Annotated in this window: 11 protein-coding genes and 1 pseudogene; 10 read left to right on the top strand and 2 right to left on the bottom strand. The window is 33.5% G+C overall.

The features are described from left to right. The 4 genes from JCM21714_RS16825 to JCM21714_RS22460 form a co-directional block, all read left to right on the top strand. A partial coding sequence (locus JCM21714_RS16825) for a helix-turn-helix domain-containing protein (protein WP_035726149.1) occupies positions 1-1662 on the top strand: 1662 nt, incomplete at its 5' end. Positions 1663-1811: 149 nt separating this feature from the next. Next, entirely contained in the window at positions 1812-2159 is a 348-nt protein-coding gene (locus tag JCM21714_RS16820; RefSeq protein ID WP_035726147.1) for a hypothetical protein, read from the top strand. Beyond that, positions 2152-2349 (top strand): hypothetical protein, encoded by a 198-nt coding sequence (locus JCM21714_RS16815; protein WP_035726145.1) that lies wholly within the window; start codon positions 2152-2154, stop codon positions 2347-2349. The genes JCM21714_RS16820 and JCM21714_RS16815 overlap by 8 nt, the downstream gene beginning before the upstream one ends. A gap of 591 nt (positions 2350-2940) precedes the next feature. Continuing rightward, a complete protein-coding gene (locus JCM21714_RS22460; protein ID WP_035726137.1) occupies positions 2941-3123 on the top strand; it encodes a hypothetical protein in 183 nt (60 codons plus the stop codon). A 465-nt stretch (positions 3124-3588) separates the two neighbouring features. Here the strand turns inward: JCM21714_RS22460 and JCM21714_RS16805 are convergent, their stop codons facing one another. Next, positions 3589-4425 carry an AraC family transcriptional regulator gene (locus JCM21714_RS16805; protein ID WP_035726135.1) on the bottom strand — a complete coding sequence of 279 codons (837 nt, stop codon included), beginning with the start codon at positions 4423-4425 and terminating at the stop codon, positions 3589-3591. 178 nt (positions 4426-4603) lie between these two features. Here JCM21714_RS16805 and JCM21714_RS16800 point away from each other — a divergent pair, with 178 nt between their 5' ends. After that, positions 4604-7702, top strand: coding sequence for a glycoside hydrolase family 2 TIM barrel-domain containing protein (locus tag JCM21714_RS16800; protein ID WP_035726132.1), 3099 nt, complete (start codon positions 4604-4606; stop codon positions 7700-7702). Between the two features lie 170 nt (positions 7703-7872). On the opposite strand, the gene JCM21714_RS22455 is transcribed toward JCM21714_RS16800, so the two are convergent. Then, the gene (locus JCM21714_RS22455) at positions 7873-8058 is read right to left on the bottom strand and encodes a hypothetical protein (RefSeq protein WP_235183006.1); all 186 of its coding nucleotides are present in this window, start codon (positions 8056-8058) and stop codon (positions 7873-7875) included. Between JCM21714_RS22455 and JCM21714_RS16795 the strand changes: the two genes are divergently transcribed. From JCM21714_RS16795 to JCM21714_RS16775, 5 genes and pseudogenes are all read left to right on the top strand, one after another. Next, positions 8052-8318 (top strand): DUF5110 domain-containing protein, encoded by a 267-nt coding sequence (locus tag JCM21714_RS16795; RefSeq protein WP_035726129.1) that lies wholly within the window; start codon positions 8052-8054, stop codon positions 8316-8318. The genes JCM21714_RS22455 and JCM21714_RS16795 overlap by 7 nt on opposite strands. Positions 8319-8955: 637 nt before the next feature. Next, entirely contained in the window at positions 8956-9711 is a 756-nt protein-coding gene (locus JCM21714_RS16790; protein WP_035726125.1) for a cache domain-containing protein, read from the top strand. Then, complete coding sequence (locus JCM21714_RS16785) at positions 9668-11236, top strand: helix-turn-helix domain-containing protein (protein ID WP_035726121.1); 1569 nt, start codon at positions 9668-9670, stop codon at positions 11234-11236. Before JCM21714_RS16790 ends, JCM21714_RS16785 begins: the two co-directional genes overlap by 44 nt. A 269-nt stretch (positions 11237-11505) precedes the next feature. Further along, positions 11506-12472: pseudogene (locus JCM21714_RS16780) on the top strand (ABC transporter permease). A 16-nt stretch (positions 12473-12488) separates the two neighbouring features. Next, entirely contained in the window at positions 12489-13388 is a 900-nt protein-coding gene (locus tag JCM21714_RS16775) for a carbohydrate ABC transporter permease (RefSeq protein WP_035726119.1), read from the top strand. The last annotated feature ends 17 nt before the right edge of the window (positions 13389-13405 follow it).

The following is a 13405-nucleotide window of genomic DNA, read 5'->3' as shown; positions in this document are numbered from 1 at the left end:
AATAATTTAATAGAAGGAGTCGAACAACAGTTTAATGGATGGGCATTTATCTTAGATGAAAATCATCAACTCATCACTGCAACGGGCATTGATCAAGAAAAAATTGATCCACTCAAAGAAAAAGTTATAAATAATGAAGAACCAATATATTTAGAAGATAAGACAATGCTGATTACTGAGAAATCGGAAAAGAATGATTGGTTATATGTTGCGGGTATTCCACAAAAAACATTAATTCAGGAGGCAGCTACCATAAAGTATATAACCTGGACAGTTACTGGTATTACGTTTATTATCGGTCTGTTTATAGCCCTGTTTTTTGCTTATAGAAACAGTCGACCAATAACCAATATCATTAAAACATTAAAAGAATATGCCGATCCAGAGGCTAAAAATGAATATGATTTTTTACATGGAAATATTTCGAAGTTAATTTCGACGAATACGGATTTACAAATGCAATTAACAGAGCAAAAACCACTCTTGAAGGATGCCTTTCTTAAGCAGTTATTAGCTGGTGAGATTACTGAAAGAAATAGTGATCTTCATGAATTTGCGAACCAAGCAAATGTCCACTTATCCTCTAATAATGGTTACGTTGCTATTTTAAAAGTAGAAGGCTATGAGGATATGTCAAGCAGTGAAATTTATCAAGAGTTAAATGCAATCCGAATTGTTATACAGCAGGAATCAAAGAATCTATGTGATGAATATTACGTGACAAATATTCATTCCGACAAGCTAGTATATATATTTCTTGATCAGGAGAATGTAAAAGACCTACAAGAAAAGATCAAAAAAATGTTCACATCCTTACAAAGTATATTAACAGAAGAGTACAGGGTATTATTAAAAATAGCTATCGGTCATCCATTTCAATCATTATCAGATATTAGTCGATCTTATAATGAGGCAAAGCATGCGATAGATTTTGCGATTTTTTCTAATGAAAAGCAGGGGGGGATGTATTGGTATGATGCAGTGATGAAAGAAACAGCAGTCTTCTATTATCCGTTAGAATATGAATTTCGCTTATTAAAAAGCTTGAAAGAAGGAGAAAGATTAGAAGCTGAACAGATTGTCCAGGATCTTTTAGAAGAGAATGTGGAAAATAGAAGTTTATCGGCTGATATGCATGAACAGTTTATCAATGAGTTAAAAGGTACCTTTTATAAAGCGTTGGATCAGTATGTTTTTCGCAATGATAACACTGCTGAAACTCTTAGCCAAAAATTAAGAGCTATATCTTTTGATGAAGGCATGAATGAAATTGAAGGACGTTTAATAGAAGTTCTACAGCTTCATTGTGAATTTGTTAATAGAAATCGGGAGCAATCAAACCATTCTATTGTGAATGCAATAAAAGACTATGTGCATGAACATTTTTCTTGTGCGGAGTTAACTGTTTATATGATTTCAGACCATCTATCACGGCCAGAAAAGTATATTTCACAAATATTTAAAGAAGAAACCGGAGAATACTTATATGAATATTTAGAAAAAATAAGAATGGAAGAAGCGATGACATTGCTAACTAATTCTTCAAGAACGATTAATGATATAGCAGAACAAGTTGGTTACAACAGTGCTCACTCATTTAGACGAGCCTTTAAACGAGTTCACAATATGACTCCGAATCAATTTCGAAAAACACTTAATTAATAAAAGAAAAGTATCTGTTTATTCGGAGACAGATACTTTTCTTTGTTTAATAGATCGGTAGCAGATACATTGTCCATTGCAAGGCTTTTGAATAGAAAATAAGTGTATTTTATAGATATTAGAATTATAGAGGGGAGGTGTATGTAAACGTGTTAATGACAGAAAATATTCAAGATAGAAATTTTTTTGAAATACCATCTAATAAATTGTTACAAATTAATGGAGGTGGTATTTTTCTTAAAGAAGGTTTAATATTAGCAGGAATCGGAGTAGCAATCCGCTATCAGGTTACAAATAATAAACCTTTTGAAGTAGAACGTTGCGGATTATTTGTAGAGATACCAGAGAATGAATCATATAGTAGACCAAATATTAATAATCTTAAGACCGTGGCAGCATCTGTTCATTTAGGCAGGAAGAAAAGATACTCTTTTGAATGTGCTTGTGAATCTGGTAATGCATATGGCAAACTTTTGAAAATGTATTCTGGTGGATGAAGAGAAGTATGATGTCAGGAATAAAACTGGGTTAGTGCGTTTCGGTAAAAATGATTTGGAAATTGAAGTTGTATCGACACTTTACAATAAATGCTTACAACCAGGAGGACCAATTCCGATACCTATAGAAAAGAAGGATTACGGAATATGGGATTCTGACGGATATAGTGCATATGTTTATACAATATGAAACATGTTAGAAACGACGTAAAAGCTCTCTTCATATATTACAATTACTATATTAACTAGTTTTCTCGAGTATTATGATTACAATTATAATGAAATACTTTTGTCTCCTTTTGAAAGTTCTATGGAAAATGGTTTTAATTTACAAAGTTTAACTTTGAGTTATTCTGACATCTTGAGAACAGAAATAGCATAACGAGCAATGCGCAAAATTTATTTAAAGGGATTTAAGGTGGCAATCCAAGTGCAAAGCTCCCAATTATAATTATAGTAATTGCCGTATAGGAGTATAGTGTAACTTATATGTTGATATTAAAATGTAATGTTTATTATTAAAAAAAGTTAGTGCGTTTTTTAAAATAAAGTTGAATTTTTATTATGTACCGGTGTTTGTCAAGAAAGTTATCGCATTTACTTTACAAAAAAACCTACTGCGCTTCGCTTGCTGGCCTCTTCAGAAAAGATTGGTCTATCTTCCTTTCACTTCACCAAAATTTCAATATATTCCCGGTAGCATTGGTGTGGTGTCACGAAATTTAACCCACTGTGTTGTTGGTGTCCATAGGCGTACCTCTGCACAAATTTTGCTGCCCATATGCGTGCTTCTTCTAGTGACTCAAACTCTTGGTGCGGTACAATCTTTGATTTAAGAATTTTAATGAGTTTTGTACCAGCTATATTTTTTATAGGTTTATTAGCTATATCGAAATTTGATTTAACAGAAGAAAAACAAAAAGAAATTACACATGAACTTGCAGTATGTAGAAACGCTGTTTAAACAAAATAGCAAAATAGTATATAAAAATATGGTTGTTTTATCAGTAAGTTAGGTGGAGCAATTGCTGATATAGTATTTAGAGTGGTTAGCCAAAGTGGGAAACTTGCAGAAACATTTCCAAAAATATTTTTTCATAACCCATCTTAATTTATTGTGATAGCCCCCCCGAGTTATTAACGACCCATTTGCATGAACAGCTGTATCAATAAGGTTTGGAATATCTTCTTTTTTACCCCACTCTTAAACACGTTAAGATTTTGTTTTAGCGGTTTTTTCTATTCTCAAACAAGCTGGTTCAGATTTTGTTGTCCCAATTGAGGGATCTATTCTCTTTTTTCAAAAGGATTCAGTCCCTGGGAAGACAGCCTAGTTTCCGTTTGTTTTGATTTGTTGATAGTCCTATATATAGGGGGGGCAATTAATATCAGCACAAAGAAAATCGAAAAATAAAACGATGCAGGTTGATTATTGCTCTTCTTGCTTATATCGCCCAGGAGATATTCCTACTGTCTTCGTAAACTGTTTAGTAAAGGAATAGGTATCACTATAACCAACAAGCTCAGCAGTTTCTTTAATTGAAATACCAGATAGAAGCATAAGTTTTGCATGTTTCATTTTTTGCTTAATTCGATATTGAGCAGGTGATGTACCTGAAAACTTGCGGAATTGCTTTCTGAAATTTTCATAACTCATATTTAGTGTAACAGCAACTTCTTCTAAAGAAATAGTAGTATTAATATCAGACGAAAGTAGTAGACAGCCTTGTTCCATTAATTCTTTTAAAGAATTAGAGGAACTGGATTTTTGTATTGGTTGAAGAGTAGATAGAACTATTTCCTGTGCTTTCAGAGACAAATATGGAAGTTCAGTATCCTCAGCAATTTTTAATTGTTCGAAGAGCCTAGTAAATCTATGCATTAAGCTGTCATCATATTTAACTCTCCTGACAGGAGTGTCAATAGGAAGGAGATTCAGGCTGCATAAATAATCGTAGGTACTACGACCAAAACTGATAAAGAACTCGAGCCAATTCCCGTCAGGAAATACCTCTGTGGAGTGACGGACCCCCCCAGGAATACGTTGTACGCAGTCACCAACATCAATAGGTATTTTCCTATTGTCAGTTGTATAATAAAAGCCACTTCCGGATAACAGTATGAAACAACTGTAGTAATCGATAAGAAAATTATATTGAGATTGTTCCTTTATGGGTTTTGTCATAAAACCACAAGCTAATATACCATTAGTAAAATCCGTACCAATACAACGGTACATAACGTCTTTTTTTAATTCTGGTTTCATAATGATCCTTTCTGACCGACATTGCGTCTGTATATTAGGTTCATTTTAATTATACCAAAATGGATAAAAAAAACCCAAATTAAACATTTAATATGAACAAATCCGATTATATAATAACTACAAGATAGGAAAAAATGTTGATAAAATTGCAGCAAATTTGGTAAAGAAGGAGATTACTATGAACAGAGACTGGGAAAATCAATATGTAACACAAAAAAATAGGTATCCAATGCATGCTCCATATGGAGCATATGAAACAGTTGAGCAGGCACTCAGTTGTGATCGTTCTATTTCAAAATATGTACAAAGCCTAAATGGTATGTGGAAATTCAAGTTGGCAGAAAGTCCTTTTGAAGCACCGGTAGGGTTTGAAAGTGTAAATTATGATGACTCTAGCTGGGAGGAAATACCAGTACCTTCAAACTGGGAACTGCATGGCTTTGGGAAACCAGTATATACCAATATGCTATATCCGTTTCAGAGTGAAGGAGCAGATTCTCATTTTGAGATAGGGATTGCAAAAGGACAGGTAGAGTTAAATGCTCCATATGTACCGGAAAAAAACCTTACAGGGTGTTATCGTACTACTTTTGAAGTACCTAATTATTATGAAGGAAAAGATGTATTTATAGAATTAGGTGGAATAGAATCCTGTTTTTATATATGGATTAACGGAATCGAAATAGGATATTCTCAAGATAGTAAGTTATCTGCTACCTTTGACATTACGAGTGCAATAAAAACGGGAACAAATGAACTGGCAGTAAAAGTGCTTCAGTTTTGTGATGGAACATACCTGGAAGATCAGGATTATTGGCATTTATCTGGAATTCATCGTGGTGTAAGAATATATGCTAAGGAAAAACAACGAATCTTTGATTATAAGGTAGAAACAATATTCAATAGAGATAATTATGAAAGTGCTGATCTAAAGGTAATGCTGCAACCAAACAATACAGTAAAAGGTTACGGAGAGTGTTATGTAAAATTAAGCCTTTATGATGCTGAGAAGAAAATTGTGTCTGCTTTTCAAAGCCCTCCTTATGGGCAATGTGGTGTTTACCTTATGACAAAGTTTGTAGCCTCCACATCAATTAATGTTGAGAAGCCACATTTGTGGTCAGATGAAGATCCATATTTATATACGTTAGTTATGGAAACTATAGATGGTGCAGGAAATGTTACAGATATTGAAAGCACTAAGGTTGGCTTCCGTAAAGTTGAAATTCGTAAAGACGGTGTGCTTTGTATAAATGGACAAAGATTAATCGTTCGTGGTGTGAATTTACATGAATTTTGCCCTGAAACTGGAAGATACGTATCTAAGGAATATATGAGAAAACAGATTAAGCATATTAAACAATTGAATTTCAATGCGGTTCGAAATAGTCATTATCCACATACCAATGATTGGTACGATTTATGTGATGAAATGGGAATCTATCTTGTGGATGAAGCTAATATTGAAACACATGGATATGGTGGCCAGTTAAGTACATCTCCTGAATGGGCGGCAGCTTATTTGGAACGTGCTCAAAGAATGGTACTTAGTAATAAAAACCACCCTTCAGTTATTATTTGGTCTCTTGGAAATGAATCTGGTTTTGGGGCTAATCACGCAGCAATGTATGGTTGGATAAAAGAATATGATAAGACAAGATATATCCAGTATGAATCAATGAATCCAGGAAGTAATATCACTGATATTATAGCACCAATGTATCCTTCCAAAGAATGGATAGAAGAAAAGATGGCAGACTCTTCGGATTTAAGACCATTTATTATGTGTGAATACGCTTATGCTAAAAGCAATAGTAATGGTAACTTTAAAATGTATTGGGATTTGGTAGATAAGTACCCTCGTTTTCAGGGTGGATTTATATGGGATTTTCAAGATAAGGCTTTGGTACAGAAAAGCGAAGATGGAACGACAAGATATGTTTATGGAGGTGCTTTCAACGAGGAGGTAGTTGATCCCGTAGAAGATATGTGCCTGAATGGGGTAGTGTTCCCAGATTTAAGCTGGAAACCCGCAGCTTTTGAGGTGAAAAATGGTCAGTCACCAGTTGTGATTTGGTATAAAAAAATACACCCATCTCTTGGACCAAGTGGATACACTATCAAAAATAATTATCTAAATAAGGATTTAAGTCACCTTAGAATTACTTGGGAACTGCAGTGTGATGGAAAAATTATGGATAATGGAGAGATGAAACAATATTTTACTCTTCCAGGACAATCAGAGCTTTTGGAGTATCCATTTAATCCCGAAAAAGTTTCGGGAGAAGCATTTGTAAATATAAAGGTGGCTTTGAGAGAGGACTCCTCTTATGCAAAGGCTGGATATGAAATTTATACTTATCAATTTCCTATAGAGCAGTCAACATTAAAAAGTCAGAAAGTATGTATAACTGATACAAAAATAACTATGAATGAAACTGCTGAGGAAATTCTAATTATTGGGGAGAATACAGAAGTTTGTTTTGATAAATCTAAGTGTAGCTTCACTAAAGTCGTATTAAATGGAGAAGATACCTTTATAGGAGGTAGTGATAATTTTTATAGGGCAACAACAGGAATTGATGAAGGAATAAACGAGCCTAATATGAATTATGCATCTGGTTGGAAAGCAGAAGAATTAAATGAACTCAAAATCAATGTTCATAGTATAGAAACTGCTGTAACGGATACGCAAATATTTATTTTTACTGAAGTATCCTATAATAATGATAAATTGATTGTTTCTACGCAATATAGGATTGGCAGCAGAGGAATCGAGATTAATAAAACTGTAATCAATAATTGTGTAAGTGAAACAATTCCAAGGATTGGACTTTCTTTTATATTACCTGAAGATAAAAATCAAATTACTTGGTATGGAAGAGGACCTTTTGAAAATTATAGTGATAGAAAAGAAGCAGCACGAATTGGTTGCTATAATAGTACTGTTGCTGAACAGTATACACCATATATCAAGCCAGTAGAGTGTGGAGGAAAAGAGGATGTGAGATACCTTACCGTAAAAGATCACACAGATCATGGTGTACGCGTGACAGGTGCGGTGCCATTTCACTTTGATATTCATGATTACTCGATTGCATCGTGTGATCAGGCCAATTACGAGGATGAACTGATAAAAGATAATTATATTTATTTGAATGTGGATTGTGTGCATGCTGGTTTAGGGGGAGATAATGGCTGGACAAAAAATATACATTCCGAATACCGTATTAGTAAGGGATATTATCATTATCAGATTGCAATAGAGGTTTTATAAGTATCACTGATATTTTGAAGGTGGCTGTTTGATTCTCAGTAAATGAGTAAGTCTAAATGATGAGCTTAAACGAGGAGGAAATTAGTGTAAGTTATGTATTTAACCCTATCAACATTGGGTATATAAGTATCAGTTTTATGCACTTCAAAGTGGTGATGGATTTACTGTGTCTACACTGGTACATCTGTTAGCTTATGAAACTCCCAATCTGTTAAATTGTCATTGCTAAAGAATCCAGTAGTTATGGATGGGAAAAGATAATATTCTCCCTTAAACAAAATCATCGACGGGTCTGCGGCCTCCCTTCCCGGGGGGGCAAACCATTTCAGCAGATGCAGATCTTGAAACGATGCCACTATATGTGCGAGCAGGTTCTATAGTTTCGATTGGGCCTACTATTCAGTATACATCTGAAGGTACAAGTCTTCCTGTTGAAATACATGTTTATAAAGGGAACGATGGAAGCTTCTTGTGGTATGATGATGAAGGAGATAACTATAATTATGAAAAAGGTGCATATTCCACTATATCTCTTCATTGGGAGGACGAAAATAATCATCTTGTCATAGAAGCTCGTCAAGGTACTTATCCTAGTATGAAAACGTCGACTGAATAGTACTGACGATTATTAGCGGAGAGGGAGAGAATGTGGCTCAGAAGGAAATAACCTATACTGGTGAGCAGATAAGCGTTAATTTTTAATGTGACAGTTTTCTAAAGTAATAAATTTCAGTTGCCTGTACATGAAGGCAATTGAAATTTATTGTGTAGGAGTTTATACAAGATTTTTGATTGAAGAGCTTCTTTTTCTATTTAGGAGCAAAAAAATAAGCATATTTCCATGTTGTAACCGGTGAAAAAGAACGCTATGCTAAAAGATATTGAAAAAGAGATTTCTATCTGAACCGATAGATAGGAATCCTGTATAGAATTTGTAATTTCACTGCAAATATATGAAATCGCTTCCATTTGTATCATGTAAACTGAATATTCTATAACCGTGAAATCTGCTGTAATTAGTACCAGTTCAAGAATCGAACACAAGCAAAGAAGTTAAGTGGATAATAAAACTGATGCTAACTCTCGCTGAATGAAGTCTCACTTTATGTTAAGTATCAAAGAAAACTTGAACTAAATACATACCTTAAATAAATTAGAGATAAATGCCTATTGATCAGGATTAACTTTTCCAATAGATGAAAGTTAGAAGTTCGGTAATACTTTAAAATGAATTTCTTTGAGGAGGTACCATTATGGAACGCCTAGAATCCTCCAAAATATTTAGGAGATTTTTAATTTCATATCTTGTGATTTTAATAATTCCAATGGTTGCAGGTTTTATATCTTATCAGGTTTCTATAAATACAGCTGAAAAGTATGCAACTATTAATAGTCGACAGGTTCTAAATCAAAGTAAAAAAATTCTAGAGCAAAGTTTAGACGAAATTGACCGTTTTGTACTGCAGTTGTCGTTAGACAGGGACCTAAATATTTTACTGAAAAAAAAGCTTTTGAAAAAAAAACGGATTGTCACTACTCTCATGCAATTGGATAATAAACTTTCCTCTTATGCTACAACCAATGAATTCTTGGGAGATTTATATATTTATCTGAAAAATTCCGAACTGATTGTAACTCCAGGATCAGTGTATTATCGCCCTTATCATTTTTATGAGAATGGTAATTATCCAGATATGACAATGTTGGAATGGGAAGAAGCAATACTGAATAATGAGAGACAAATTATACCTAGTAAACTTTATATGCAAGGTGATGCATCGGCTAATGTTATCACATATGTACAGCCTCTACCGATGAGTGATGTGACGGATCATAAAGGATCCATTATTATACCAATAAAAAATCATTTGCTTAATAATTTAATAGAGGGAGTCGAGCAACAGTTTAATGGATGGGCATTTATATTAGATGAAAATCATCAACTCATCACTGCAACAGGCATTGATGAAGCAAAAATTGATCCACTCAAAGAAAAAAGTTATAAATAAAGAAGGACCAATATATTTGGAAGATAAGACAATGCTGATTACGGAAAAGTCCGAGAAAAATGATTGGTTGTATGTTGCGGGCATTCCACATAAAACATTAATTCAAGAAGCAGCTCCGATAAAGTATATAACCTGGACAGTTACGGGTATTACCTTTATTATCGGTCTGGTTATCGCTTTATTTTTTGCTTATAGAAACAGTCGTCCGATAAACAATGTCATTAAAACATTAAAAGAATATGCGGATCCAGATGCTAAAAATGATTATGATTTTTTACATGGTAATATTTCGAAATTAATTTCTAGAAATAAAGATTTACAAATGCAATTAACAGAGCAAAAACCACTATTGAAGGATGCTTTTCTTAAACAGTTGTTGGCTGGTGAGATTACGGAAAGAAATAGTGATCTTCACGAATTTGCGAACCAAGCGAATGTAAATTTATCTTGCGATCATGGTTATGTTTCTATTCTCAAAATAGAGGGTTATGAAGACATGTCAAGTAGCGAAATTTATCAGGAGTTAAATGCAATCCGCCTTGTTATACAGCAGGAATCGATGAAAATAATTGATAATTTTTACGTGACCACTATTCATTCTGATAAGTTAGTCTATCTGTTTTTAGATCAAGAGGACGATAAAATATTAAAAGAAGAAATTGAAAAAATGTTCTCATCTTTACAAAATTTATTTCAAGATGAGTACCGGATATTATTGAAAGTAGGTACTGGCCACCCATTTCGCTCATTATCAGATATTAGTCGATCTTATAATGAAGCAAAACACGCAATGGATTATGCTAGCTTTTCTAATGAAAAACAAGGATTGTATTGGTATGATGATGTGATGAAAGAGGCGACAGTCTTTCATTATCCGTTAGAATATGAATTTCGATTATTAAAAAGTTTGAAAGAAGGAGAAAGATTAGAAGCTGAACGGATTGTCTATGAGCTTTTAGAAGAGAATGTGGGAAACAGAAGTTTATCAGCTGATATGCATGAACAGTTTATCAATGAGTTAAAAGGTACTTTTTACAAAGCGTTGGATCAATATGTGTTTCGCAATGATCAAATCGCTGAAACTTTGCGCCAAAAATTAAGGGCTATATCTTTTGATGAAGGTATGCAGAGAATGGAAAGAAGATTAATTGAAGTTCTTCAACTTTATTGTGAATTTGTAAATAAAAATCGCAGGCAATCAAACCATTCTATTGTGAATGCTATAAAAGACTATGTACATGAACATTTTTCCTGTACAGATTTAACTATTTATATGATTGCAGAGCATCTTTCACGACCAGAAAAGTATATTTCACAAATATTCAAAGAAGAAACCGGAGAATACTTGTATGAATATTTAGAAAAAATAAGAATGGAAGAAGCGATGACAAAGCTAACAAATTCGTCAAAAACGATCAATGATATAGCAGAGCAAGTAGGTTATAATAGTGCTCATTCGTTTAGACGAGCTTTTAAACGGATTCACAATATGACACCCAATCAATTTAGAAAGACAAGTGAATAATATTGAAAGAAAAGCATCTGTTCAATGAATGGGTGCTTTTTCTTTATTTTGAAAACATATAAAAAATGTTTGATAACCGTATATTAAGGCATCTTACTGCGGTTTCGCAGTATGTACCTTAGGCTAAATATGTACTATTTACTTAAAATGCTGAATTCTTCGATATTGTACCTATTAAATTTAGTTGTCTGTTTGCGACCTTTAAAAAACATGATAAATTCTATGTAAGCGTTTACTAAAAAAATTTTAAGAAGGGGGGTAAAACTGAAATGGATCAATCACTTGATCAATCGCTTGATCGTTCTAAGGAAATCAAAAAAGTAACACAATGGCATCTCGCTAAAAGAAGTTTTCAGAGGCATTGGCAATTATATATTCTTATGATATTGCCGATATTGTATTTCATTATTTTTAAATATGTACCTATGTTAGGCGCATTAATTGCATTTAAAGATTATAATGTGGTCCAAGGTATTATAGATAGTCCTTGGGTAGGTTGGAAGCATTTTGAGAATTTTTTTAACAACCCAGTTGCATGGGATCTAATTAAAAATACGTTATTTCTAAGTCTTTTTCAGTTAGCTGTAACGTTTCCACTTCCAATACTATTAGCATTAGCCTTAAATGAAATAAAGGATGGGATCTTTAAACGATCTGTACAAATGTTTACTTATGCACCGTACTTTATTTCCACCGTCGTTATTGTCTCTATGATTATATTGATGCTATCACCAAGGACAGGAATAGTGAACAATTTGATGGAAGCTGTAGGACTTGATGCAGTTAATTTCCTAGGACAAGCAGAAATGTTCAGATCCATATTTGTCTGGTCAGATGCTTGGCAAATCACCGGCTATTCAGCCATTATTTATTTAGCAGCACTTGCTGGGGTGGATAAACAGCAATATGAGGCAGCTAAAATTGACGGTGCTTCTAGGTTACAAAAAATTTGGAATGTTGATATTCCATCAATAATGCCAACTATCGTAATCATTTTAATTTTAAGTGTGGGTAATTTAATGGCGATAGGGTTCGAAAAAGTATATTTATTACAAAATCCTTTAAATTTGGGTACTTCTGAGATTTTACAAACCTATGTGTATAAGATGGGGGGATTATCAATGCTGATTTTAGTTTTGCTACAGCTGTAGGATTGTTTAATTCAATTATTAACTTAATCCTATTGTTTATAGTCAACGCAATAGCAAAGAAGTTTCAGGTAATGGATTATGGTAGAGAGGAGTAAACGACTATGAGCAGTAAAAATGGAACAATAAAAGAGTCCTATAATGATCGAGTATTTTTAACGTTAATTTATATATTCCTAAGTGTATTGATGATTGTGATACTTTATCCGCTTGTTTATATTGTCAGCGCTTCAATTAGCAGTCCTGAAGCTGTAACTTCCGGACAAGTCTGGTTATGGCCGGTCGATTTTTCTCTTGAGGGATATATAGAAGTATTTAATAATTCAGATGTTATTAGAGGCTTTAGAAACTCAATCCTTTATACGATTGGATATACATTGATTGCTGTATTCTTAACCGTAATTTTTGCTTATCCACTTTCTAGAAAAAACTTTTATGGTAAGACTTTCTTTATGATTTTTATTATACTTACAATGCTTTTTTATGGAGGGTTAATTCCCGAGTATTTAGTTGTCCAGCAATTAGGAATGTTAGATACACCTTGGGCAATTCTTATACCTAAGGCGATGGCAGTTTGGCAAATAATTATTGCAAGGACATTTTTCTATACAAGTATTCCAGAAGAGTTGGTTGAAGCTAGTGAAATGGATGGATGCAGTAGTATAGAATTTCTTTGGCACGTGGTTATACCATTATCGAAGCCGATTATAGCAGTACTTGCTCTAATGTATGCTGTATTTCAATGGAATAGCTATTTCGATGCGATGATCTTTTTAAGAACAGAAGATTTGTTCCCGTTACAGTTAGAATTAAGAGAAATTTTAATTACTCAGACTGAGTCAGGAGCTAATATGGATATAGCTGAACAGCAAAAACGACAACAATTAGCAAATCTTATGCAGTACTCCTTAATTGTCGTCTCAAGTATCCCTGTGTTAATTATTTATCCTTTTGCACAGAAATACTTTGTTAAAGGGATGTTACTCGGCTCTGTTAAAGGATAATAATTATTATAGTTATT

Origin of the sequence: Gracilibacillus boraciitolerans JCM 21714 (genome assembly GCF_000521485.1) — a bacterium.
Lineage (GTDB): Bacteria > Bacillota > Bacilli > Bacillales > Amphibacillaceae > Gracilibacillus > Gracilibacillus boraciitolerans.
Note: the sequence above shows the minus strand (reverse complement) of the source record. Positions and strands in the feature narration are given on the sequence as shown.